This is a genomic window from Pseudomonas sp. Irchel s3a12 (genome assembly GCF_900187485.1).
GTDB classification, from domain to species: domain Bacteria; phylum Pseudomonadota; class Gammaproteobacteria; order Pseudomonadales; family Pseudomonadaceae; genus Aquipseudomonas; species Aquipseudomonas neuropathica.
Window position 1 is genome coordinate 60,782 of sequence record NZ_FYDN01000001.1, and the last position, 25,000, is coordinate 85,781.

22 protein-coding genes are annotated in these 25,000 nt (G+C 58.0%); 16 read left to right on the plus strand and 6 right to left on the minus strand.

Going from position 1 to position 25,000, the window contains the following annotated elements:
* Window positions 1–32 precede the first annotated feature (32 nt).
* Entirely contained in the window at window positions 33–332 is a 300-nt protein-coding gene (locus CKW14_RS00265; protein ID WP_095124329.1) for a PilZ domain-containing protein, read from the minus strand.
* 275 nt (window positions 333–607) lie between these two features.
* On the opposite strand from CKW14_RS00265, the gene rssB reads away from it, so the two are divergent.
* Both rssB and rssC read left to right on the plus strand, forming a co-directional pair.
* Complete coding sequence (gene rssB / locus CKW14_RS00270; RefSeq protein WP_095050481.1) at window positions 608–1,789, plus strand: two-component system response regulator RssB; 1,182 nt, start codon at window positions 608–610, stop codon at window positions 1,787–1,789.
* Entirely contained in the window at window positions 1,789–2,271 is a 483-nt protein-coding gene (gene rssC / locus CKW14_RS00275) for an anti-sigma factor antagonist RssC (RefSeq protein WP_003226553.1), read from the plus strand. Before rssB ends, rssC begins: the two co-directional genes overlap by 1 nt.
* A 189-nt stretch (window positions 2,272–2,460) precedes the next feature.
* Here the strand turns inward: rssC and tal are convergent, their stop codons facing one another.
* Both tal and CKW14_RS00285 read right to left on the minus strand, forming a co-directional pair.
* Window positions 2,461–3,387, minus strand: a complete 927-nt coding sequence (gene tal, locus CKW14_RS00280; RefSeq protein ID WP_016986723.1) for a transaldolase — start codon at window positions 3,385–3,387, stop codon at window positions 2,461–2,463.
* Between the two features lie 202 nt (window positions 3,388–3,589).
* A complete protein-coding gene (locus tag CKW14_RS00285; protein ID WP_095124330.1) occupies window positions 3,590–4,546 on the minus strand; it encodes a cellulase family glycosylhydrolase in 957 nt (318 codons plus the stop codon).
* Between the two features lie 293 nt (window positions 4,547–4,839).
* On the opposite strand from CKW14_RS00285, the gene CKW14_RS00290 reads away from it, so the two are divergent.
* From CKW14_RS00290 to CKW14_RS00325, 8 genes are all read left to right on the plus strand, one after another.
* Window positions 4,840–5,280 carry a low molecular weight protein-tyrosine-phosphatase gene (locus tag CKW14_RS00290; RefSeq protein ID WP_095124331.1) on the plus strand — a complete coding sequence of 147 codons (441 nt, stop codon included), beginning with the start codon at window positions 4,840–4,842 and terminating at the stop codon, window positions 5,278–5,280.
* Between the two features lie 39 nt (window positions 5,281–5,319).
* Window positions 5,320–7,548, plus strand: coding sequence for a polysaccharide biosynthesis tyrosine autokinase (locus tag CKW14_RS00295; protein ID WP_095124332.1), 2,229 nt, complete (start codon window positions 5,320–5,322; stop codon window positions 7,546–7,548).
* Between the two features lie 40 nt (window positions 7,549–7,588).
* Window positions 7,589–8,671 carry a glycosyltransferase family 4 protein gene (locus CKW14_RS00300; protein WP_095124333.1) on the plus strand — a complete coding sequence of 361 codons (1,083 nt, stop codon included), beginning with the start codon at window positions 7,589–7,591 and terminating at the stop codon, window positions 8,669–8,671.
* Window positions 8,672–8,686: 15 nt separating this feature from the next.
* Window positions 8,687–9,799, plus strand: coding sequence for a polysaccharide pyruvyl transferase family protein (locus tag CKW14_RS00305; protein WP_095124334.1), 1,113 nt, complete (start codon window positions 8,687–8,689; stop codon window positions 9,797–9,799).
* Window positions 9,796–11,028, plus strand: coding sequence for an oligosaccharide flippase family protein (locus tag CKW14_RS00310; RefSeq protein ID WP_095124335.1), 1,233 nt, complete (start codon window positions 9,796–9,798; stop codon window positions 11,026–11,028). Before CKW14_RS00305 ends, CKW14_RS00310 begins: the two co-directional genes overlap by 4 nt.
* Complete coding sequence (locus tag CKW14_RS00315; protein WP_095050487.1) at window positions 11,019–12,122, plus strand: hypothetical protein; 1,104 nt, start codon at window positions 11,019–11,021, stop codon at window positions 12,120–12,122. The genes CKW14_RS00310 and CKW14_RS00315 overlap by 10 nt, the downstream gene beginning before the upstream one ends.
* A gap of 12 nt (window positions 12,123–12,134) precedes the next feature.
* Window positions 12,135–13,181 (plus strand): acyltransferase family protein, encoded by a 1,047-nt coding sequence (locus CKW14_RS00320; RefSeq protein WP_095124336.1) that lies wholly within the window; start codon window positions 12,135–12,137, stop codon window positions 13,179–13,181.
* Window positions 13,182–13,367: 186 nt separating this feature from the next.
* Window positions 13,368–14,498: a GDSL-type esterase/lipase family protein gene (locus CKW14_RS00325; RefSeq protein WP_095124337.1), complete on the plus strand. Its 1,131-nt coding sequence runs from the start codon at window positions 13,368–13,370 to the stop codon at window positions 14,496–14,498.
* A 120-nt stretch (window positions 14,499–14,618) separates the two neighbouring features.
* Here the strand turns inward: CKW14_RS00325 and CKW14_RS00330 are convergent, their stop codons facing one another.
* Window positions 14,619–15,023, minus strand: a complete 405-nt coding sequence (locus CKW14_RS00330; RefSeq protein ID WP_095050491.1) for a mannose-1-phosphate guanylyltransferase — start codon at window positions 15,021–15,023, stop codon at window positions 14,619–14,621.
* A gap of 29 nt (window positions 15,024–15,052) precedes the next feature.
* Window positions 15,053–15,886 (minus strand): UTP--glucose-1-phosphate uridylyltransferase GalU, encoded by an 834-nt coding sequence (gene galU, locus CKW14_RS00335; RefSeq protein ID WP_093433753.1) that lies wholly within the window; start codon window positions 15,884–15,886, stop codon window positions 15,053–15,055.
* 389 nt (window positions 15,887–16,275) lie between these two features.
* On the opposite strand from galU, the gene galE reads away from it, so the two are divergent.
* The 6 genes from galE to CKW14_RS00365 all read left to right on the plus strand — a co-directional run bounded on the left by galE (window position 16,276) and on the right by CKW14_RS00365 (window position 22,475).
* Window positions 16,276–17,292, plus strand: a complete 1,017-nt coding sequence (gene galE, locus CKW14_RS00340; RefSeq protein ID WP_095124338.1) for a UDP-glucose 4-epimerase GalE — start codon at window positions 16,276–16,278, stop codon at window positions 17,290–17,292.
* Window positions 17,293–17,522: 230 nt separating this feature from the next.
* Window positions 17,523–17,759, plus strand: coding sequence for a hypothetical protein (locus CKW14_RS00345; protein ID WP_007910552.1), 237 nt, complete (start codon window positions 17,523–17,525; stop codon window positions 17,757–17,759).
* A 144-nt stretch (window positions 17,760–17,903) separates the two neighbouring features.
* Window positions 17,904–18,965, plus strand: a complete 1,062-nt coding sequence (locus CKW14_RS00350; protein ID WP_049802139.1) for a polysaccharide biosynthesis/export family protein — start codon at window positions 17,904–17,906, stop codon at window positions 18,963–18,965.
* Between the two features lie 11 nt (window positions 18,966–18,976).
* Window positions 18,977–19,642 carry a YjbF family lipoprotein gene (locus CKW14_RS00355; protein WP_095050493.1) on the plus strand — a complete coding sequence of 222 codons (666 nt, stop codon included), beginning with the start codon at window positions 18,977–18,979 and terminating at the stop codon, window positions 19,640–19,642.
* Window positions 19,642–20,400 (plus strand): capsule biosynthesis GfcC family protein, encoded by a 759-nt coding sequence (locus CKW14_RS00360; RefSeq protein WP_095124339.1) that lies wholly within the window; start codon window positions 19,642–19,644, stop codon window positions 20,398–20,400. The genes CKW14_RS00355 and CKW14_RS00360 overlap by 1 nt, the downstream gene beginning before the upstream one ends.
* Window positions 20,397–22,475 carry a YjbH domain-containing protein gene (locus tag CKW14_RS00365; protein ID WP_095050495.1) on the plus strand — a complete coding sequence of 693 codons (2,079 nt, stop codon included), beginning with the start codon at window positions 20,397–20,399 and terminating at the stop codon, window positions 22,473–22,475. Before CKW14_RS00360 ends, CKW14_RS00365 begins: the two co-directional genes overlap by 4 nt.
* Before the next feature lie 1,018 nt (window positions 22,476–23,493).
* On the opposite strand, the gene CKW14_RS00385 is transcribed toward CKW14_RS00365, so the two are convergent.
* Window positions 23,494–24,888: an undecaprenyl-phosphate glucose phosphotransferase gene (locus CKW14_RS00385; protein ID WP_007950006.1), complete on the minus strand. Its 1,395-nt coding sequence runs from the start codon at window positions 24,886–24,888 to the stop codon at window positions 23,494–23,496.
* Between the last annotated feature and the right edge of the window lie 112 nt (window positions 24,889–25,000).

Sequence of the window (25,000 nt, forward strand, 5' to 3'; positions counted from 1 at the left end):
GGCGACCTCAGGGTCGCCTTTTTTGTGTGTAGCTATTTCATTTTCAGAATGGTCAGGCCGAGCTTCTGGCCGCCGCCGTCCTGTGGCCTGATCCACACCACTTCGGTCTCGGCTTCAAGCCCACTTAACGCTGCGTGTTCAGAGTCGATCCGCACGCTCAAACGGTCACCGACCGCGAACTGGCGCGGCGCTTCGACCTGCATGCCACTGCTGGAGAGGTCGATGCACACCCCTGAAACTTCATCACCTTCATGAATCAACAAGACATCGGCATCGACCCGCATGCGGATGAAATCGCGCTTTTCGCTGTAGTCCCGACTGGTTTGACTCATAGGTTCGTCCTTCCATTGGGTTACGGTTTGAGCTGTTCTTATAACTCTCGGTGATTTGACAAGTAAAGTCGTCAAGCGACCATCGGCGCATGCTTGAAACGCTCTGCGGATGGGAGTACCGTCTGCGCCTTAGAAGGGCACCTCTGGTGCAACCGCGTTTGCAGTCAATGCTCGAAAGCGGTGCAGCAGAGAGGCTAGAAAGCGAATCCAGTAGTCTGCGCAGGGCCAGATGCCCCGCCAACTACGCCAACCTAATTCTGGCGCCGTTTGCCCACATGCCAAAAACCAGTGCCACGCTGCTGATAATCGATGATGACGAAGTAGTGCGCGCGAGCCTCGCGGCCTATTTGGAAGACAGTGGTTTCAGCGTCCTGCAGGCCAGCAACGGCCAACAGGGTCTTCAGGTATTCGAGCAAGACACGCCCGACCTGGTCATCTGCGATCTGCGCATGCCGCAGATGGGCGGTCTCGAACTGATCCGTCAGGTCACCGAGCGATCGCCGCAAACGCCGGTGATCGTGGTGTCGGGTGCCGGCGTGATGAACGACGCGGTCGAGGCCCTGCGCTTGGGCGCGGCGGATTACCTGATCAAGCCTCTCGAAGATCTGGCTGTGCTCGAGCACTCTGTGCGCCGGGCCCTCGATCGTGCGCGCCTGCTGGTGGAAAACCAGCGCTACCGCGAGAAGCTGGAAAAGGCCAACCGCGAGCTTGAAGCCAGCCTGAACCTGCTCCAGGAAGATCAGAACGCCGGTCGCCAGGTGCAGATGAACATGCTGCCGGAAAGCCCGTGGAGCATCGACGAGTTCAAGTTCGCGCACCAGATCATCCCGTCGTTGTACCTGTCGGGTGATTTTGTCGACTACTTCCGGGTCGACGAGCGCCGGGTCGCATTTTACCTGGCCGATGTATCCGGGCATGGCGCTTCTTCAGCCTTCGTCACCGTGCTGCTGAAGTTCATGACCACGCGCTTGCTGTTCGAATCCAAGCGCAACGGCACCTTGCCGGAATTCAAGCCTTCGGAAGTCCTTGGTCATATCAACCGGGGGCTGATCAGTTGTAAGCTGGGTAAACACGTCACAATGGTCGGTGGAGTCATCGACGAGGAGACCGGTTTGTTGACCTATAGCATCGGCGGCCATCTGCCGTTGCCTGTGTTGTACACGCCTGACAGTGTTCGTTATCTCGAAGGGCGTGGTCTGCCAGTGGGGCTTTTCAATGAAGCCACTTACGAAGATCACGTGCTTGAGCTGCCGCCGACGTTCAGCCTGACGCTGATGTCCGATGGCATTCTGGATCTTTTGCCAGAACCTACGCTCAAAGAAAAAGAAGCCGCTTTGCCTCAACGGGTGAAGTCGGCGGGCGGCAGCCTGGATGGTCTGCGGCAAGTGTTTGGATTGGCCACGCTAGGGGAGATGCCGGATGATATCGCCCTGTTGGTGTTGAGCAGGAATCTTTAATGAGTACCGGTAGAATCCAGTTCGCCGAGCAGGACGGCACCTTTGTCCTGAAGTTCGTCGGTGAAGTTCGCCTGACCCTGTGTTCGGCGTTGGATGCGACTATTGAGAAAATCTTCACCGCGCTGAATTTCAACGCGATCGTGATCGATTTGACCGAAACCCGCAGCATCGACAGCACAACGTTGGGCCTGCTGGCCAAACTGTCGATCCTGTCGCGGCAGAAGGTCGGCCTGCTGCCGACCGTCGTCACCACCCACGAAGACATCACCCGTCTGCTGCAATCGATGGGTTTCGAGCAGGTGTTCAACATCGTCAACCACCCGGTGCCATGTCCCGAGTGTCTGGACGACCTGCCTGATCAGGACCAGTCGGAAGAAGTGGTGCGGATCAAGGTGCTCGAAGCGCACAAGATCCTCATGGGCCTGAACGATTCCAACCGGGAAGCGTTTCATGACCTGGTGAATGCCCTCGAGCGGCATTAAGTGATGCCGACCGGAGGGGCCTCTTCGCGAGCAGGCTCGCTCCCACACTGACGTAGCGTCGATCACAAATCCCCCTGTGGGAGCGAGCCTGCTCGCGAAAGCGCCCGTAAGAACACCTACAATTTCCGGCAGCAACAAAAAAGGGCAAACCCTCACAGGTTCGCCCTTTTTGCATTTCGCTAACTCAAATCACAGCTTGGCCTGCAACAGCGCCTCAAGCTTCTCCTGGTCGCGAGCGAACTGACGGATGCCCTCAGCCAGTTTCTCGGTGGCCATTGCGTCCTCGTTGGACAACCAGCGGAATTGCGCTTCGTTGAGGCTCAGACGGGCTTCACCGGCGTTGCCCGGCGCCAGTTTGCGCTCCAGCTTGCCGGTATCGGCCGCCAGCTTGTCGATCAGGTCCGGGCTGATGGTCAGGCGGTCGCAGCCGGCCAGTTGCTCGATCTGATTGAGGTTGCGGAAGCTCGCGCCCATGACCACGGTCTTGTAGTCATTGGCCTTGTAGTAGTTGTAGATGCGGGTCACCGACTGTACGCCCGGATCATCAGCACCGGTGTAGTCGTTGCCGTTGGCCTTCTTGTACCAGTCGTAGATGCGGCCCACGAATGGCGAAATCAGGAACACACCCGCGTCGGCGCAAGCGGCGGCCTGGGCGAAGGAGAACAGCAGGGTCAGGTTGGTCTGGATGCCTTCCTTCTCCAGCACTTCGGCGGCGCGGATGCCTTCCCAGGTCGAGGCGATCTTGATCAATACGCGATCACGGCCAATGCCGGCCTTGTCGTACAGTTCGATCAGGCGATGTGCGCGCTTCAGTACCGCATCTTTATCAAACGACAGGCGCGCATCCACTTCGGTGGAAATACGGCCCGGGATCACTTTGAGAATTTCCTGACCCACCGCGACGCCGAAACGGTCGCTGGCCAGGCCGACATCGCCCTTGCAGTCGCTGACGCAGGCGTTCAGCAGCTCGGCGTAGGCCGGAATGGCCGCCGCTTTGAGCAGCAGGGAAGGGTTGGTGGTGGCGTCGACCGGTTTGACTCGGGCGATCGCTTCGAAGTCGCCGGTGTCGGCAACAACGGTGGTGAATTGTTTGAGTTGTTCCAGCTTGGAAGTCATGGGCGTGCTCTGTCCTATGGGTCTGATGACATTACCCGAGCGCTGACGGCCACTCAAGGGTAGGTGCGTGTATCGATGGCCCCTGCAGCAACAACCTGAAAACGATTGTTTGAAAGGCGGGACGCGGTATCGATGAATACGATGCCAAAACAGCCAACAGGTTCAAAGCAACCGACCTGCGTACAGGCCGGTTGTGCATGCGCTACTGGGCGTTCAACAGGGCTTCGACGGACATACGTGCCGGTTTCGGCTGACCGTCAGAGGTCAGCAGGCCAAAGTTCTTCTCGCGATCGTTGCTGCCCGAATCACTGTTCTTCCATTCATAAATGGACGTCAGCGAAATATTGAGTTTTTTAACATCGCCAATAAACGTGTTGATCTTGCTTGCTTGTCCTTCAGGCCCACCATTGGAGGCGAGTGCCGAGATCCCCCATTCACTGATGACTCCCGGCAGATGGAAGTTTTGCTGAATGAAGTTTTGCGCGTTGCTGATCTGCGTGGCGGTCATGCCGTAGGGGTGGTAGGACACGGCGCTCAGGCATTTGGGGTATTCGCTGACGATGCGGTTCAGCGCCACGGTTGCAGCCGAGCCTGCGCTAGGCGGGCGGGCGAAGCCGTAACCGATCACGGGTGTCGATAGCGGTTGCTCCTGCAGAGCCTTGCACACGCCGCTCATGAACGGCACAAACGTGGTGTCGAAATTGCGCGTCGGCCAGTAGGTTTCCAGGTCCGGCTCATTCCATAACTCGATCGCCACCAGTTGCGCGCTGTACGACTGTTGCAGCCCCGTCACGGCTTTGGCGAAGCCTTCACCGGCAGTGGTCACCTCGGCGCTCGAGGTGGCGGGCAACGCCTTGATCGCGCGGACCGTCAGCAACACCGGCAAGCCCGCAGACTGGGCTGCGGCAAAGGCATCGCTGACCTGTTTCTGATAAGCCTTGGCTGTCAGGCTGTCGCTCCACACACCGAAGCGGACAAAACCGAAGCCTGCCGATTTGATCTGCGCGGCGTCGGTGGCCGTGAAGTTCTGGATCTTCACCTGCACGCCGATGTTCTTGGCTGGAAGGTTGGGAAATAGGGCGCTGGCGTGAACCTGAGTCGTAGCCCCTGCCACCATCAACGCCAACGCGCCGAGTTTTTTGAGATGTGTTGGTTTCATGTCTGCTCTCCCGAAGAGAAGTGACAACTGCGAATAAATGATCTCGTTTCTCAATTTTCGAGTGAGGTGATGGCACTTAGTGCGCGAATGTTAGTTTTTGTCGGGAAACAATCATCTGAAAATCACAGTTATTTTTAGTCCGTTAATAGTGGTTGGGGAGCTTTTAAACGCTGTGGTACTTAATGCTTCGGTACTAACAGGGCGAATCTATTTCTGAGTGCAGGAAGATCTTGAGGGTTCATTCAATTGCTCTCGGATGTTGGCCGTTTGACATTACACAGGAAAGTAAAACCTTGTTCAGCAAGATCCTTGTCGTTTGCGTGGGCAATATATGCCGTAGTCCGACGGCAGAGCTGATGTTGCGTAACGCGCTGGCCCCCTCAGCGATCACCGTTTCCTCCGCAGGCCTGTCGGCGCGGGTGGGCGAGGGTGTAGAAGCGTCCGCGCGGCAAGTGCTCGAAGACCATGGCCATAACGCCGAAGGCTTCATGGCACGGCAACTGACCGCAGACATCGTCAATGAATCAGACCTGATTCTGGTCATGGAAAAACAGCATGTTAATCAAGTACTGAAGATTGCCTCTCATGCGAGGGGTAAAGTATTTCTGCTCGGCAAGTGGCAGAGCGAGCGTGAAATACAAGATCCGTATCGTCAAGGCAAGGCCGCTTTTATTCATGCCCATGCATTGATTGAAGATGCTGTTAGCTCATGGGCACAACGTCTCGCGCGTTGATGAATATTCTTCAGATCAATGAATGGTAAGAACAGACTTATGCAGTTACCGTCCGTCATCGGCACCCGCGACAATGATCAAGACAGTATTGATCTTCTCGGCATATTCGGCAGTTTGATCGACCAGAAATGGTTGATCGGCGCGCTCACCGGCGCCTTCATGGTCACCGGTGTCGCGTACGCGGTTTTGGCCACGCCCGTGTACCTGGCCAATGCGCTGGTGCAGGTCGAGCCGAAGAAGAACGACATGCTCGGGTTTTCCGACCTCAACAGCATGCTCGGTGGGCAATCGCCGTCGGTGACCGAAATCGGCATCATCAAATCCCGCGCGGTGATCGGCAAAACCGTCGACGACCTGCGGCTGGACATCGATGTCACCCCCAACACCTTCCCGATGATTGGCGGCTTTCTCGCCCGGCGTTATCGCGGCGAAACTGAAACCAGTGTCGCGGCGCCGCGTTTCGGTCTGAACAGTTACGCCTGGGGTGGTGAGCGTCTGGAGTTCGCCCGGCTCAATCTGCCGAAAGAACTGTTGGGCAAGAAACTTACCCTGATCGCCGGGGAACAGAAGCACTTCCAGTTACTCGATGACAACGACAACCTGCTGGTCGAAGGCGTCGCCGGTGAAGCCTTCGCGCAGGATGGCGTAGAAGGGCAAATCACCCAGTTGTTGGCGAATCCCGGTACGCGTTTCGAAGTGGTGCGCAATCCGCGAATCGTGACCATTCAGGGCTATCAGGACGCACTGGATATCTCCGAACAGGGCAAGGAATCGGGGATTATCAAACTGGCGCTGGCCAGCAGCGACGCCGCCGAAGCGGTGAAGATCCTCAACAAGATCGCCGCGCTGTACGTCGATCAGAACGTGCGCCGCACCTCGGCGGAAGCAGCGCAGAGTCTGGCTTTTCTGCAAAGCCAGTTGCCGCAGGTCAAGCGTGATCTGGCCAAGGCCAGCGATGCGCTGAACGCCTATCAGACCCACGGCAAGACCGTGAACATCTCGCTGGAAACCCAGTCGGTGCTCGGTCAGTCGGTAGCGCTGGAAACGCGGATCTCCGAGCTGAAAATGCAGCAGGCGGAGATGGATCGCAAGTTCACCAAACAGCACCCGGCCTATCGCGCGTTGATGAGCCAGATCGGCGAACTGACCCAGCAACAGAAGTCGCTGGAAGGCAAGGTTGGTGATCTGCCTGCCACGCAACAAGAGCTGCTCAACCTGACCCGCGATGTCGAAGTGGCCTCGCAGATCTACACGCAGTTGCTGAACAAATCCCAAGAGCTGGACATCGTCCGCGCCGGTGCCGTGGGTAACGTGCGTCTGGTCGACGCAGCGGATGTCGACCTGACCAGTCCGGTCAAACCGAAAAAAGCCCTGATCGTGCTGATCGCCACCTTCCTCGGCGCTTTTGTCGGCGTGGCGCTGGTGCTGCTGCGCAAATCCCTGAGCCGTGGTCTGGAAGGCCCGGAAGCCATCGAGCAACTCGGTTTGCCGGTGTACGCGTCGATTCCGTACAGCGCCTTGCAGGATGAAGAAGACAACAAAAAAGGCCGCGCCCGCGACGGTGTCGACAAACCGGCGTACCTGCTGGCCCTGCGTAATCCCACGGATCTGTCGATTGAATCGATCCGCAGCCTGCGCACCTGCCTACACTTTGCCGGGCTCGATTCGACCAACAACCGCATCATGATTTCCGGGCCGAGCCCACAGGTCGGCAAGACCTTCGTCTCGTCCAACCTCGCAGCGGTCATGGCGTTGAGCGGTCAGCGCGTGGTGCTGATCGATGCCGACATGCGCAAAGGTCACCTGCACAAAACCCTCAACACGCCGATCACCAACGGCTTGTCCGATCTGCTGGTCAAGCGCTGCAGCATCGATCAGGCAATCAACAAGGTCGAAATCGACAACCTGCACTTCATCAGCCGTGGCCAGGTGCCGCCGAATCCTTCCGAGCTGTTGATGCACGCCAACTTCCGCGAGCTGTTGGCGGAACTGAGCGAGCGCTACGATCTGGTGATCATCGATACGCCGCCGCTGCTGGCGGTGACCGATGCGGCCATCGTCGGCCGTGAAGCCGGGATCAGCCTGATCGTCACGCGCTTCGGGGTGAACCCGGCCAAAGAGATCGAACTGACCATTCGCCGCTTCGCGCAGAACGGCATCGAGTTGAAAGGCGCGGTGTTCAACGGCGTCGAGAAGCGTGCGGCCAGCTACTACGGCAATGGCGGTTACGGCTATTACAACTACGAATACGCGTCCGACAAATCCTGACTGTCAGCGACTGTTTTTTCCTGTTTGAAGTGGGTGATTTGTGAAGAAAATACTGCACGTGGCAGAGACGATCAAAGGTGGCGTCGCGACGGTGATCCGGACGATTTCGGCTTCGCCTGAAGGCGATGCGGCGAACTACGAGCTGGTGTATCTGGTCCCGGATGATCAGGCCAAAGAGTTGCACGGTATCGGCGCGCAGCAGATCCGCACCTTTCCCCGCACCGGGCGCAACGTGCCGTCGTTGCTGCGTTTCGCCTGGCGCCTGACCCAGGTAATGCTCAAGGAAAAACCCGATGTGGTGCATTTGCACAGCACCTTTTCCGGGGTGATCGGCCGGTGCGTATGTGTGCTGCTGCGACCGTGGCGCAAGCCGAAAATCGTCTACTGCCCGCACGCGTTTTCATTCTTGATGGAAAGCTCGCCGACCAAGCAGAAAGTCTATGCGTGGATCGAGCGGGTGCTGCAGAAAGTCACCGACGTGATCATTTGCGTCAGCCAGTACGAACTCGACAAAGCCGCGCGTTTCGGCATCGAGCGCAAGCGCATGAAGCTGATCTACAACGGCATTCACCGCAAGGATGACGCGCCAAAAGCGGCGAGTCCCGAGCCGATTCATCTGCTCTTCGTCGGTCGCCTCGATTATCAGAAAGGCTTCGACGTGCTGCTCAAGGCCTTCGCCAACGTGCAGCGCAAAGACTTGAAGCTGACCGTGGTCGGCAGTGCGGTGAACGAGGACGCGGTGGAGTGCCCGCCGATGGACTCTGTTGAATACCTGCCATGGGTCACGCCGAGCGAAGTGCAGGCGCTGTATCAGAAAGCCGATGCGCTGATTGTGCCGAGTCGCTGGGAAGGTTTCGCCATGGTGCCGCTGGAGGGCATGGCCATGGGTTTGCCGGTAATCGCCAGCAACTGCACCTCGCTACCGGAACTGGTCACCAATGAAGTCTCCGGTTATGTCTTCCCGTCCGGTGATCACCAGGCATTGGCCGACGTGCTGACGATTATCCAGAAGCCACGCTTGCTCGACCTCGGCAACGAAGGACGGAGCATTGTCCGCGAGCGTTTCAGCGCCGCGTTGATGATTCGCCAGACCTACGACCTGTATCGCGCTCCCACTTTTTAAGTAGAACTCAAGCATATGAACGTAACGATTTTGCATGGCTACAGTGCGTCCAACTCCGGTGACGGCTTGCTCGTCGATCTGGCCATTGCCCTGGTGCAGCGCAACTTTGGCGAAGACACCGCGATCAGTGTCGTGGCTTCCGATCCGGATTCTTTCAGCTATTTGCCGCACCCGCGTTTCGACGCGCCGGTGATGGCGGCCAAGGGTTTGGGCCGGGTCAAGCAAGCGGTGTTCCTCAACCAGTCCTACGCCGGGCTGGCGGATCTGTTGAAGAAAACCGACCTGATCGTCGGCGTCGGCGGCGGCTACATGCGCTCGAAAAGTGCTTTCGAACATATCAAGCTGAAACTCGGCCACGCCAAGCAACTGGAAACCGCGATCCTCAGCAAAGTGCCGTCGGTGTACCTGCCGCAAAGCATCGGCCCGTTCCATGGCGAAAGCAGCAAGATCGTCGAGCATTACGCCAGCGCCGACGCGGTATTCGTCCGTGACAACCGCTCTTCGGCCATTTTCGATGCCTGCGCAAACGTCTACCGCGCGCCGGATCTGGCCGTGCAATCGCTGGCGAGCAAAATCCTTCAGCAAGCAAAATTCACCCGCTGCGCGTCGTCGCCAGCCACAGTCTGCGTGGTGCTGCGCAAGCCGCCGGAGTGGAGCAAGGAAAAGAAAGTCGCTTACGTCGCCAATCTGAAGTTGCTGCTGCAGCGCCTGAAGAACAAAAGCAAAGTGGTCTGCGCCGTACAGAGCGCGGTACGCGGCAACGATGACGGCGCGTTCTATCGCGAGTTGGGCATCAGCGAAGACCTGTTGTCGTTGAAAGCAACGATTGCCAAATACCAGCCGGACCTGGTGATTTCCGTGCGCCTGCACGGCGCCATCGAGTCGCTGCTCTCCGGCGTGCCGGCGTACCACATCAGCTACGAACGCAAAGGCTTCGGCGCCTATCAGGACATGGGCGTGGAAGACTGGGTGATCAACGGCGGCGACATCAACGTCGACACCATCATCGACACGGTTTACGCGCCGAATGCGCTGTCTAACTTCGGCAAACGCCTGACAGATACCTGCCGTGAGATCGAGGCAAAAACCGTGGCCATGGACGAGATCATCAAAGGTGTCGTTCGATGATATTTCGGCTACTGCTTCGTGGCGGTGCATTGGGCGCGAAGTTTTTGCTGGTGTTGGCGATCACCCATTACCTCGGGTATGAAGCGCTGGGTTTTTACGGTGTGGTGGTCGCGGCGTCGCTGATTGCGTCGAAGTTCTACAGCGTCGGTTTCAGTTCCGAGATCAATCGGTTGATCAGCGTCGGCGGCAGTTCGCGCCGCGTGGTCGACAAGGTTCTGCTGCTGTATCTAGCGGTGGGGCTGGTGCTGTCGGTGGTGACGGTGCTGATTTATTCACTGTTCCAGACAGTTGAAGCGAGCGCCGCGCTGATTCTCTGCGTGACGCTGGTGTTGCTCACTGAGCACCTGTCGTTCGAGATCAACTCGTTCGTGTTTTCCGCGCAGAAAGCCACGGCCGGTGCGCTGTTGTTTTTCATCAAGACCGGCCTATGGGCGGTGTTGGCCGTTGGCGGGATGATGCTCGGTTGGGTCTCGGGAATCGCCAGTGTGTTGTGGCTGTGGGTGGTCGCCAACGTGCTGGTGATCATCGCCGGTTACCTGATCGTGGTGAACGTTCATCACGGCCGAGAAGCCGGGACGCTGGCCACTGCTACTGTGTGGAAAGCGGGATTACCGTTTTACCTCGGCACCGGGTTGATCGCGTTGAGTCAGTACGCCGAGCGGTTTCTGATCGCCGACCTCGAACCGTACGCCAAACTGGGTCAATACGTGTACGCGTGGTCAGCGGCCAACACCTTGCAGGCGCTGTCGTATGCGGTGGTGGCGGTGGTCGGCATTCCGGTGTTGGCCAAGCGTTTTCAGGCTGATCAGCAGGCATTCACGGTCAAGCAACTGTTCATCAACAAGTGGGTCATGCGCTCGCTTGTCGTGTCGGCTGCGGTGGCAGTGGCGATCTATGTGTTTTTCAACGTGGTGCTCGATTACGTCGCCACCAGCGTGCCGCGTCCGGACAATGCGATCCTCGGCGTGCTGATTTTTTCCTTCGCTTTGCGCGCGATTGGCGACATCGTCTGGGGCGGTCTGATTGCTTCGAAAAACAGCCGGGTGTCACTGGCCAGCGCTGCCATTTGTTTGTTGATTTCGGTGCCGGTCAGCTATGTGTTGATCAAGCACTATTCGATCTACGGCGCGGCGTGGGGCAACGTCTTCGCGATCATCGTACAACTGCTGGTGATTGCCGTGCTGACCCGCGCAACGGCCGGGAAAAAGGCTGCGTTGTCATGGGCCTGAAGCTGCCGTGCATCGAGTTTCGTGGCAAGCGACTCGATTCGTCGATCTCATTCCTGATCCTCTTCACCGGGCTGTTTCTCTCGGTGGCGATGCCGCTGTTGATCCCACGTGATCCTGGGCCGGATGCGATGACCTTGTGGTCGTCCTACGCGCGTGCCGACAACTGCAATTTCTGGAACCCGTTCTCGCCCGATCGCTCGTCCTACGAGTGTTCGGCATTCCTGCTGCGGCCCACCGGGATCAACCTGACCAATGCCTGGGCCTACGGCATGTTCTGCAATTTTTTCCTCACGGCGATTCCGGTGGTGGTGTTTCGGCGCATGCCGTTGGCGATCTTTGGCACCCTGTGTCTGTGGGGCATTGTGCGTTCGTTTTTCCTGGAGAACCTGACCAAGGAAATCATTGTGTCGGTGGCGGTGTTGAGCATTTTGCTCAGCTCGCTGACGCGAAAATATCGCGGCGGATTTTTCCTCTCGGCGGTGATCTACGGCGTGCTGATCCGGCCTTACTGGATTCTGTTTTCGCTGTCGTGGGTCGGCGTCTGTGTGATGAAAAAGTACGTGTCGCGCACGACGTTCTTCCTGATGCTGTTCTTGTTTTATCTGGCGGTGGCGATGTCGATCCAGCTCGCCCTGGGCTTTCCGGTGTCGTCGATCCGCGCCAGTAACAACGAGTTACGCACGGCGGGCGAGGAGGGCTCGAAATCGTTGATCGTGTCGTGGCTCAGCGGCAGCGACTTCGTTTCGCAGGCGCTGGACTCGATGATCATTTTCTTCCGCTTGTCATTCCCGGTGGAGCTGATTCTGCTGTCCGGCCCGGGTCAGGTGATCTTCGTCGCGTTGATGATCATGACCGCGTTGCTGTTGTTCAAAGTCATCACCTCGACCGACTACAAGGGCGCGCCGATCCAGACCAAACCCAAGGAACTGATCGCCATTCCGCTGGCGTTTCTGCTGGTGCAAGGCCTGTTCGAGCCGGACTTCGGCTCCTTCGCCCGGCACTTCTCGATGGTGGTGCCGGTGTTGTTCGTGGGGCTGGGCTTGATGCTGCGGGCGAACAAACCGGTGCAGGTTGAATCAAGAATTCTGAATTGAGGCAGGTGCTTTATGTCGAGCAAGAAAAAGTCCCTGGAGATCGAAACCCTGCGCGGCCTGGCGTGCCTGTTGCTGGTGCTCTATCACGTCATCGGCCCGCTGGGTGGCGGGTTGAAGATCGATATCGGCTCGCCGTTCCGGGTGCTCGCCGATTCGATGGTGTACGTGCGCATGCCGTTGTTCACCTTCATCTCCGGGTACATCTATTCGATCTACAAAATCCGCGGCAATGACTTTTCCGCGTTCTTCAGCGGCAAGGTGCGCCGCTTGATCGTGCCGCTGTTTTGCGTCGGTGTGCCGTTCTCGGTGTTGCAAGCGGTGGGGCCGGGGGTGAACAAGGATGTCGGTGTGATCGACGCGTTGTTGTCGTTCTGGGTGCCGATCAACCACTTCTGGTTCCTGCAGGCGGTGTTCATCATTTTCATGTTCGTCGGGCTGCTGGAGTGGCGCGGGATGTTGCGTTCGGCGACGCGCTTGTATGGGCTGTTTGCGTTTGCGGCAGTGTTGTTTCTGCTGCCGCCGTTCAAGTTCGATGCGTTCGGGATCAACGGTGCGATTTATCTGCTGCCGTTTTTTGTCGCGGGGATGATTGGCCAGGAAAATGTCGACGTGTTGAAGCAGCGCTTCAAGGTGATCGGGCCGCTGGTGTTTGTGCTGATCTCGCTGACGCTGTTGTATGTCGCGGCGATTGATCGTGAGTTGATTGTCGATCGTCGCAGTCTGATTGGTTTGACCGTGGGTTGCGTGTCTTGCATCGCCTTGCTGTCGAGTGATGTGCGGTCGAAGGCGCTGACGTGGCTCGGTGGTTATTCGTATGCGATTTTCTTGTTTCATGTGTTGTTTGCGGCGACGTCGCGGTTTGTGCTGGGACGGTTGGGAGTAAAGGATGAAAGCCTGCTGGTACTCGGTGGCTTGAGCTGTGGCTTGCTCGGGCCGGTGGTGTTGTCGATGGTTTTCAGTCGGTTCAATTTCACTTCGGTGCTGTTCCTTGGGGAGCGGGCGGCGAAGAAGAAATCTTTGACGCCCATCACTCCAGTGGTGCAAACCCACAGCAGCTAAGAGCTTCGCGAGCAGCGGATCTTTGTCGAACACAATCCCTGTAGGAGTGAGCCTGCTCGCGATTGCGGTCTGTCAGTCAGCATTTCATTACCTGACCCACCGCTATCGCGAGCAGGCTCACTCCTACAGTTGATCTGTGTACATCCCGGCATTCAGTGGGCCATTTCAGACTGAAGGAAATTTTGCATGTTGGCAGTAGATGACGCTCAACCCGTCGCGGCGTCGGTGGTTCAGGTCGGCGATGCCCGCGAGCGTTTTGCGCAGTGGCGTGAAGGCAAGGCTGGCGCGGTGTTGTCGGTCTCGGTGATCGGCGACAGCTACAGCGCCGGACAGGATTTTTACCTGAACAAACTGGTGCAGCGCGTGGCCGGGGAAGTGGGTTTTGCCGGGCCGGGTTACGTCGGTTTCAACCACGGCGCGGCGCTGGGCGGCACCCATTTCAAATACACCCGCAGCAGTGACAAGTACTTCGGCGGCGACTGGAAGGTTTCAGACCTGGGCCAGGCGAGTCCGGACAGTCGCACGGTGACAGGCCGTCCCGGTGCATGGTTGCAAGTGGATGCGAGTCCGACGCCGCGCATCGATACCGCTGTCACGCAGGCGAAACTGCTTTATCTGGGCAACGGCGAATCCAGCGAGATCCGCTACCGCTGGTCTCCCGCGCAAGACTGGCAACCCCTGAAGCTTGAAGGTTCGGGCGTGCAGGAAGTACCGCTGACAGGCCTCTCGGCAGCGAAAGACTGGTCCTTCAAACTGGAAGTGGTGAAAGGCGCGCCGACGTTGTTCGGCCTGTGGATGAGCAACGATCAGAATGGCGTGCGGGTCTCGAAGCTCGCGGCATCGGGTGCGGCTTCTGCGGATTTCTATCACCAGGATCCGCAGTGGCAGGTGCAGTGGAAAGCTGCCGTGTCGAAGATCCCCGCGGATGTTTACCTGATCATGCTCGGCGGCAATGACCAGGGTTTCGGCGTGAAGCCTGCGCAGTATCTGCAGAACGTTCAGGGGCTGGTGGGCATGCTGCGCGAGATTCAACCGCAGGCGAGCATCAACCTGATCATGCGTCAGGACACCACGCGCTCCAGCGCTTACCCGATGTCGGCGTATGCGCAGGTGCTTGAGCCGTGGGCGCGAGAGCAACGTCTGGGCTACGCCAATCTGCAATGCGCGTTCGGCCCCGACGTCAAGCGCTACGCGGCGGCGATGATTGGCCCGGACAAGATTCATCCGGTGCCGGCCACAGGCGGGAAGGTCATTGCCGATTATTTTTATGGCTGGATCACTGGCACCCAAAGCGGTTGCGAAGCTTCGCCACACTGATCGTTCCCACGCTCCGCGTGGGAATGCCGCCCGGGACGCTCCGCGTCCCTTCGCTGGGTGACGCAGAGCGTCACTGGATGCATTCCCACGCAGAGCGTGGGAACGATCAGGTGAGGGGAGTTATTCGAAGGCGTCTACTTGCTCGAGCAACTCCGCAATCTTCTGCGGCATCAACCGCGTATCGCACCGAGTCTCAACGTTGATGATGATCGCCGGGTCGTTGCAGCAAATTCGCACGCGAAAACGCCAGTCACCGAAGATCACCTTCAGCCCATCACGGTCATCCATTTCCAGCGCCTGCTCGCCATACAGCTTTTTCAGATGAGCAAGCAGGGGATAGGGATCACGCAGCGGCCGGCGGATATCACCGGACGCCGGAAACACGCCAATCCGCTCCACCAGCAGAATCGTGCCTAGCCAGGACTCGTTGGCGCTGGGCAACGGCTGATGGCGGGACAGCCAGCTCATCACCCCGAGGTTACCCACCTCGCGTTCAATCTCTACGGAATGTTGTGCAATGTTCATGGTGGCCTCGTTGGGTGAAGGGAGCCGTCTCAGCGGCCCTTGAGATAGACGTTTTCGTAGCAGAAATTGGTCGCCTGCAAGTAACCCTCGGCGTCACCGCAGTCAAAGCGCAGGCCTTTGAATTGGTAGGCCAGCACGCAACCGTTCTGCGCCTGTTTCATCAGTGCGTCGGTGATCTGGATTTCACCGCCCTTGCCCGGTTGGGTGTCGGCGATCAGATCGAAAATGTCCGGGGTTAGGATGTAGCGGCCAATGATTGCCAGGTTCGACGGCGCGTCTTGCGGGGCCGGTTTTTCCACCATGTTGTTGACGCGGTAGATGCCGTCGGACATCAGCTCGCCGGCGATCACCCCGTACTTGTGGGTCTGGTCGGCCGGGACTTCCTGGATGGCGACGATCGAGCAGCGGAATTTCTTGTACAGCTCAATCATCTGCGTAAGCACGCCGTCACCTTCGAGGTTCAGGCACAGGTCATCGGCCAGCACCACGGCAAACGGCTCATCGCCGATCAGCGGACGACCGCTGAGAATCGCGTGGCCCAGACCTTTCATTTCCACCTGACGGGTGTAGGAGAAGGTGCAGGTGTCGATCAGCTCGCGGGTGCCGGCGAGGAATTTCTCTTTCTCGGTGCCGCGAATCTGGTGTTCAAGTTCGTAGCTGATGTCGAAATGGTCTTCCAGCGCACGCTTGCCGCGACCGGTGACGATGGCCATGTGTTGCAGGCCGGCGTCCCGCGCTTCTTCAACGGCGTACTCGATCAACGGCTTGTTGACGATCGGCAGCATCTCTTTCGGCATGGCTTTGGTAGCCGGCAGGAAACGCGTGCCATAGCCGGCAGCGGGGAACAAACATTTACGAATCATAAAAGTATCCTGGACAGTCATGGAACACAGGCGACGGATGCGAGCCATAAACAATGGCTGCAAGTTTCAATATTGATTGAAGGCCTACTTTAATACCTGAGTCAGGTTGTTAATGGCAATTAGTTGGGCCGGTAAAACATGACAATGTTATGAGATGTCGGCGAATGCTTTATTAGTTATTTTTAGTCGGTATCTGTTGATAGTGATGAGCGCACAGGGAGTGCTAATAAGTAACGAGCAATACAGTGTGACCTGCAAAAATATTTATTGCCAGTCATTGAACTAGTTTTGTTTTCGGTTGTTGTCGCCTGTTTGTGTGGAGTGTGACACATCTTCAATAAAACAGGCTTGACACGCTACTTGTCACTCATCCAAAGACGGATAGCACTATGAAGATTCTGGTAACGGGTGGCGCCGGCTATATCGGCTCGCATACCACACTTGCATTGCTTGAAGCCGGTTATGAAGTTGTCGTACTGGATAACCTTTGCAACAGCAGCGAAGCCGCGTTGCACGCGGTTGAAGGCATTTGTGGCAAGAGTGCCTGGATGATCCGTGGCGATGTCTGTGACCGGGCACTGCTCGACCGGATATTCCGCGAGCACAACATCGAAGCGGTGCTGCATTTTGCCGGCCTGAAAGCGGTCGGCGAGAGCGTGCGCAAGCCGCTCGAGTACTACGAAACCAATGTCAGCGGCAGCATCAATCTGTGTCAGGCAATGGCGGCGGCGGGGGTGTTCCGCCTGGTGTTCAGCTCGTCGGCCACGGTGTATGGCGAGCCCGAGCAGATGCCGATCCGCGAGGATTTTCCCACCGGCAATCCGACCAATCCCTACGGCCAGTCCAAGCTGATCGTTGAAAACGTCCTGCGTGACTTGAGCCTGGCCGAGCCACGCTGGAGCATCGCCTTGCTGCGCTACTTCAACCCGATCGGCGCGCACCATAGCGGTCATATGGGCGAAGACCCCAACGGCATCCCGAATAATCTGGTGCCGTACATCAGTCAGGTGGCGGTCGGCAGCCTGCAAGAGCTGTCGATCTTCGGCAACGATTACCCGACAATCGATGGCACTGGCGTGCGCGATTACATCCACGTCGTCGATCTGGCGGACGGCCACTTGAAGGCGTTGCAGTCGATCTCCGAACGCAGCGGCATTCATACCTGGAACCTCGGCACCGGCGATGGCTACAGCGTGCTGCAGGTGCTCCACGCCTTCGAACAGGCCTGCGGGCAACCGGTGCCGTACCGGATGATGCCGCGCCGCTCCGGGGATATCGCCGAGAGTTGGGCCGACGCCTCCAAGGCGGCAAAAGAGCTGGGCTGGAAAGCTACGCGCAACTTGCAGGACATGGTCACTGATACTTGGCGCTGGCAATCGAATCATCCCAAGGGCTACTTGCGATGATGGCTATTTAGCTCAATGTTATTTTCAGTCAGGTTGTTAGATAACGTCGGGAAATTACACTGGTAATGCCTTTTGTAAATCCGTAGATATAAACCTGCCGTTCGACTTTTATCAGTTGGGTAAGACTGTGAAAGAACGACGGATCATGTTCGCGCTTTTTGCGGACTTGAACTCACCACCGCTAACTCAGGCCGGTTTTTTAACAGGTCGAATGTTAGAAAGGAGTTGATATGAAAAAAGTGATGGCAGTTGCCCTGTTGACGATGTTGAGCAACTGGGCTGCCGCCGCTGAAGCACCGTTGACAGCGGTAACCAATGTAGGTGGCAACGTGGCGGCTTCTCAAGCGCCCGCAGCCAGTACTGCAATGGTTGCCAGTGCTGTAGCGGCGTCTAACAGCGGTGGCAGTGCCAACGGCGGTACCACCGGTACGACGGGTACCACCGGTACAACCGGCACGCATAACTAACAGGAAGTTCTGTTAGTGCAGTACAAGGTCGCCCGACGCAAGTCGGGTGACTTTGTTTTTGGATTCGCCCTTGAATAGCGTAGTGCCATTATGACTCGTAGTGTTTATCTTTTAATGTTGGCAAGTCTCGCTTTGCAAGGTTGCATGTTTTCCCCCGGTCAATACCTCAGCACCAGTGACATCACCCGCCAGGGTGCCAGCGAAAGCAGCCGGGTCGAGCTGATTCCGATCACGCCGAAGCTGATTGCCATGAACCGCGCCACGCAGAAGCGTGAGTCGCTGCCGCCGGAGCTGTTGGCGACGCCGGCCGAATACCGCATCGGCAACAATGATGTTCTGTATATCACCGTGTGGGATCACCCTGAGCTGACGGCCCCGTCCGGCGCGCAACAACAGATCGATGCCAACGGCCGTCTGGTGCGCTCCGATGGCACGCTCTATTACCCGTTCATCAAGGAAGTCCAGGCCACTGGCCGGACGATCCAGCAACTGCGCTCGGACATTGAACAACGGCTGTCGGCGTTTATCGCCGAGCCGCAAGTAGATGTCGCGGTGTTGCGTTTCGCCAGCCAGAAAGTCGTGGTCACCGGCGCGGTGGCCAAGGCCGGCCCGCAAGCGATTTCCACCAATCCGCTGAGCGTGGTCGAAGCCCTCGGTTCGGCCGGCATCGACACCAACAACGCCGATTTGTCCGGGCTGTTGCTGACGCGTAAGGGCCGCACTTATCCGCTCAATCTCGACTCGCTCAATCAGCAGGATTCCGAGTTGCAGAACGTCTACCTCAAGGGTGGCGATCAGCTGTATCTGCCGTACAACGACAACAAGCGCATCTACGTGATGGGCGAGGTCAACCAACCGCGTGCACTGAGTTTCAAGACCGCGACGATGAACCTCACCGACGTGCTGGGTTCGGTTGGCGGCCTGGCTCAGACCACCTCCAATGGCAACGCTGTGTATGTCATTCGTGGCGTGGAAAACCTTGATGTCGAACCGGCGAAGATCTACCAGCTGGAAGCCGAATCGCCGACCGCCATGGCCCTCGCTTCGCACTTCGAAGTGCGCCCGCAAGACGTGGTGTATGTCGGGCCTGCGAACGTGACTCGCTGGAACCGTCTGATCAGCCAATTGGTGCCGTCGGCATCGATTGTCGGCACTGGCGCTTCCGCTGCGAAGAACTGGAGCGAATACAGTAACAACAGCAAATAAGGTCGCCGACTTTGAACATTTTGAAAGTTGGCCTGTGCCTGATGGCGGCCTCGTTGCTGTGCGGCTGTAACCCGCTGATGAGCGCTTCGTTAAATAACCTTAAAGCGGCGGTCGTCGGCCCGGATGAGGTCGACGTGTCGGCGGCCGAAGTGGCCGGGGTCAATTACCCGCAACTGAAACTGACCACGCCGTCCGGCTCCGGCGTGCTGGCGCTGGTGCGCGAACGGGAAGACCTGCAGTTCTGGGTCGCCTCCGGTAAACAAGTGTTACTGCTGCGCAATGGCCTCGCCGTACGCAGCATTGGCTTGGGTCTGGAAGGCGATCTCGATGGCACGCGGCTGGCCGATGACTCGCCGTTCAAACAGGGCCTGCATCACGTCGCTGACGGTTTCACCACGCGGCGCTGGATCGACCTCTACAAAGGTCAGGAAGTCGGGGTGATCGTCAACAGCCGCTTCTCCCGCCGTTCCGAACAGACCCTGCAGATTCTCGACAAGGAATACACCGTGCTGCGTGTCGATGAGCAGATTGACGCCCCGGCCATCGGCCTGAGCGCGACCAATCGTTACTGGGTCGACCCGCGTGACGGTTTCATCTTGCAGAGCGAGCAGCAGCTGACGTCGCAGTTGCGCGTCAAGGTCGTGCAACTGACCCCTGATCGCAGGCACCTGCCGTGATGCGCCTGAAAATGTTATCGGCGAGCTTGATGCTGGTCGCGAGTGTGAGTCAGGCGGCCGTCACGGTGTCGGGTGATGTCGCCAATCCCGGGCCGGTCGCGTTGCCACCGGGTGGGCGCTTGCTCGATGTGATCAGCGAAGCGGTGCCGAATGCCGAAGGCTATTGGCTGGCGGGCGGCTTGCTGCGGCAGTCGCTGATTGATGAGCAGACACGGCTCAAGGTCGGTGTGCTGTTTGATCTGGATGTGCTGCAACGCATGTCGATGCTGTTCGACCGGCCGAGTCGGGCGGCACTGGCGCAGCGCATTGCCGAACAAGTGCGGCAGATGCCGGTAACGGGGCGGCAGATCGCCGATCTCGATCCGGTGGCGTTGGAAGTCGGCTTCGCGCGCAACATTCGCCTCGATGACGGCGATCGTCTGATCTATCCGAAGCGCGTCGACGAAGTGCAAGTGCTCGGTGCCGTCGCCGAGCCGTGCCGCTTGCCGTATCAGCTGTTGCAGGAGGCCCGTGAGTATCTGCAAGGCTGTTCGATTCTGGCCGATGCCGAAGCCGATTACCTGTGGCTGATCCAGCCCAACGGCGCGTCGCAACGTGTCGGTATCGCCCACTGGAATCGCGAGTCCGGACACTTTCCCGTGGCCGGCAGCAAGATTCTGGTGCCGTTGAAAAATGATGATCTTGATCCGCCTCTTCCTGAGCTGAATCAGCAGTTGGCCGAATTCATTGCCACGCAGCTGGCCGAGGTGGTTCGTTGAAGTTACGTTTTGCAGCTGTGTTGTTATTGCCCTGCGGTCTGGCTCATGCCGAGCCGCGCATTACCCAGAATGACTTCGGTGGCACCGGTCTGCTGCAGACGCCGACCGCGCGCATGGCCCCGGCCGGCGAGTTGAGCGTCAACGCCAACCGCACCGAACCGTACAGCCGCTACAGCGTTTCGCTGCAGCCGCTGGACTGGCTCGAAGGCTCGTTCCGCTACACCGCGATCACCAACCGGCCGTACGGCTCGGAGGCCCTCAGCGGTAGTCAAAGCTATAAGGACAAGGCGGTCGACGTCAAAGTCCGGCTGTGGCAGGAAAGTCACTGGCTACCCGATGTGGCCCTGGGCTTCCGAGATATCGGTGGTACCGGTCTGTTCTCCAGTGAATTTTTCGTCGCCAACAAACGCTACGACAACTTTGATTTCAGCGCCGGGATTGCCTGGGGTTACCTCGGTAATCGCGGCGACATCGACAACCCGTTGGGCTATGTCAGCGATCGCTTCGATACCCGTCCGGCCCTCGAGGGCACCGGTGACGTCAACTCGGGTTCGTACTTCCGTGGCCGGCCGTCGTTCTTCGGTGGCGTGAGCTATCAGACGCCGTGGGATCGTCTCAGCCTGAAACTCGAATTCGAAGGCAACGACTACAAGCATGAGCCGAAGGACAACGAGATCAAACAGGACTCGCCGATCAACCTTGGCGCGGTATTCAAGGTGACCGATTCGGTCGATGTCAGCGCGGCGTGGGAGCGCGGTAATACGGCGATGTTCGGCGTGACCTTCCACACCAATTTCGTCAGCCGTAAAGCGCCGGCCAAGACCTACGACCCGACCCCGGAACCGCTGCCGGCGAAGGCACCGACCACGGCGATGGATCAGGTCAACTGGGCCAACGTCTCGCAGCGTTTGCAGCAGAATGCCGGCTACAAGGTCGAGCGCATTACGCAGCGTGATTCCGAGCTGATCGTCTATGGCGAGCAGCAGCGTTACTTCCATTCGTCCAAGGCTGTCGGGCGGGCGAGCCGGATTCTCGACAACAGCGTCAACGACGACATCGACTGGTTCACTGTGGTCAACAAGCGCTACGACTTGCCGCTGGAAGAAACCAGTTTGCCGCGCCAGACCTTCCGCGAGGTGATCAACAACGAAGAGCCGCTGCAGTCGCTGCACCGCACCACCGAGATCAACCCGGCGATGCCACACAACGAGAAGACCCTGTACACCGAAGCACCGCAGCATTTCAGCTATGGCGTGGGGCTGGGCTTCAAGCAGAACGTCGGCGGTCCGGATGGCTTGCTCTATCAATTGAGCGCCGATGCCGACGCTGAATACCGTTTCAACCGCAACACTTGGTGGAGCGGTTTGCTCAGTGCCAACCTGGCCAACAACTTCGATAAATTCACCTACGACGCGCCGAGCGGCTTGCCGCGTGTGCGCACGGATTTGCGTCAGTACCTGACCACGTCTAACACGACCATGCCGTTATTCCAGGTCAGCCATGCCGAGCAACTGGATAAAGACTGGTATGGGATGGTGTATGGCGGTTATCTGGAGTCGATGTTTGCCGGTGTCGGCGGTGAAGTGTTGTTCCGCCCGACCGGTGAGCGCTGGTCGGTGGGGGCGGATCTGAACTGGGTGCGTCAGCGCGATTTCGATCAGGGTTTTGCTTTGCGTGATTACTCGGTGGTGACCGGGCATGTCACGGCGTATACCGATTTGCCGTTCGATACGTTGGCGGCGGTTAGCGTCGGGCGTTATCTGGCCGGGGACTGGGGCGGTACGCTGGACATCTCGCGCGAATTCTTCAATGGCGTGCGTTTTGGTGCGTGGGCGACGATCACCACGGCGGGCAGTGCGGAGTATGGCGAAGGTAGTTTCGACAAAGGCATCTACCTGTCGATCCCGTTCGACGAAATGATGAGCATGTCGACCATGCGTCGCGCCAACCTGGTCTGGGCCCCGCTGACCCGTGACGGTGGCGCGCGACTGAGCCGCAGCTACCAATTGCACTCGATGACCGATAGCCGGGAAGGGGACATGTTTTATCGGAATTTCGAGAAGATCACGGAGTAAGCGCGGATATCCGAAGCACCTCTGAAACCTGTGGGAGCTGGCTTGCCAGCGATGAGGTCGACACATTCAATATTGATATTGGCTGACCCGCCGCCATCGCTGGCAAGCCAGCTCCCACAGGTTATGTGTCTAGTCACAAGGCTTGAGCCAACCACAAATCCCCTGTAGGCCTTCGCCTGCTCGCGATAGCGTCAAACCAGTCGACAATCCCTGTTGCCTGACCCACCGTCATCGCGAGCAGGCTCACTCCTACATTGGTTATTTGTCACGCCACAAATCCCGAGCCAATCCCGAATCCCTGTGGGAGCTGGCTTGCCAGCGATGAGGTCGGCACATTCAATATTGATATTGGCTGACCCACCGCCATCGCGAGCAGGCTCACTCCTACATTGGTTATTTGTCACGCCACAAATCCCGAGCCAATCCCGAATCCCTGTGGGAGCTGGCTTGCCAGCGATGAGGTCGGCACATTCAATATTGATATTGGCTGACCCACCGCATCGCGAGCAGGCTCACTCCTACATTGGTTATTTGTCACGCCACAAATCCCGAGCCAATCCCGAATCCCTGTGGGAGCTGGCTTGCCAGCGATGAGGTCGGCACATTCAATATTGATATTGGCTGACACACCGTCATCGCGAGCAGGCTCACTCCTACATTGGTTATTTGTCACGCCACAAATCCCGAGCCAATCCCGAATCCCTGTGGGAGCTGGCTTGCCAGCGATGAGGTCGGCACATTCAATATTGATATTGGCTGACCCACCGCCATCGCTGGCAAGCCAGCTCCCACAGGTTATGTGTCTAGCCACAAGGCGTGAGCCAAACACAAATCCCTGTGGGAGCAAGCTTGCTCGCGAAGGCGTCAGCACAGTCAGTATCATCATTGCCTGACCCGCCGCTTTCGCGAGCAGGCTCGCTCCCACAGTTTTTGCATCCATCCAAGATCCGATTCCATCCTCAAATCCCAGGCACAAAAAAGGGGACTTTCGTCCCCTTGCGGTATCCAGCTTCGAACCTCAGTAAATATCCTTCGACAGCAACGTAAACGGTGTCTTCACCAGGATCTTCAGATCCAGCCACAACGACCAGCTGTTGATGTACTGCAGGTCAATCTCGACACGCTTCTGCATCTTGTCGATGGTGTCCGTCTCACCCCGGCAGCCGCTGATCTGGGCCAGCCCGGTGATCCCTGGTTTAATCCGGTGACGCGCCATGTACGCGAGGATTTTCCCCGAGTAGTAGTTGTTGTGCGCGACGGCGTGCGGGCGTGGGCCGACCAGGGCCATATGTCCCTGCAATACGTTGAACAGTTGCGGCAGTTCATCCAGCGAAGTGCGGCGAATAAAGCGACCGACTGCGGTGATGCGCGAGTCATTACGGCTGGCCTGCTTCACGTCACGGTCATCGTGAACACGCATCGAGCGGAACTTCCAGACCTTGATCACCTTGCCGTTCCAGCCATGGCGGTCCTGTTTGAAAAACACCGGGCCTGGCGAGTTGATCTTCACCGCCAGCGCAATGATCAGCAGGATCGGGCTCAGCGCGATGATCGCCAGAAACGCCACGGTTTTTTCCACCAGACTCTTGCTCAAAGCAGCGGTAGGGCGACTGGTCAGCGGGCTTTCGTTCAAGTAGATCGCCGGCAGGCCGTCCACGACCTTCACCGAGTGATTGAGCAGCGTCAGACTGTTCAAGTCCGGCACCCACACCACGTCGACGTTGGCACCCAGCAAGTCACCATAAATCGCCTCGATTTTCGCGGCTTCACACAGCGGCAGGGTGATGTACAAGCGGCGGATGTCATGCGCCTCGATCAGCTCCAACAACTGTTCCTGATCGCCGACCACACGCGGTGCATCGGAACCCAGTGCAGACACATCGCCATTGCTGACCAAACCTACCAACGGCAGATTTTCCAGTTGGCTGAGCTTCTTTGCCAGACCCAGCGCCAGTTCGCCGGTGCCGACGATCAGCGTCTTGTGCTCGCTTTTACGCGACCGTTGGTAGTACTTGGAAAACGCATGCAGCGGAGCGTAGAGAAACGCCTGACCGAGGAAGCCATACACCGCCCAGCTCAGAATCACCTGCCGCGAAAACAGCTCATCGGCCTGGCAGACAAAGGCGATGCACGCCAGCGCCGCCATGGTCATCGACCAACCCATGAACAACCGACCGAGACCGGTCAGGTAGTTGTCACGCTTGCGATAAACACCGCTAAACGTATACGCCGGCACCGACGCCAGTACCGCCAGGGTTGCACACATCCGGTAGTAGAACGCGACCGTCCCGGTGTGCTGCTCGGCGAGTATGAACAACAGCGTCACGACAAAGCCTTGTGCCAGCGCCCATTGGCCCCAAAAGGTCAGTCCCTTGAGGCCTGTGCTTCGATTGATACTTAAAGAAAGATCCATACGGTATCCCCAAAAGACGTCCATTCAGGTTTCAACAGTTGAAATCCGAGTTGTTATGCAGACTTATTGTTTTTGTTTTAACGAGTGTCCTGAGGTAACAACATCGATATGC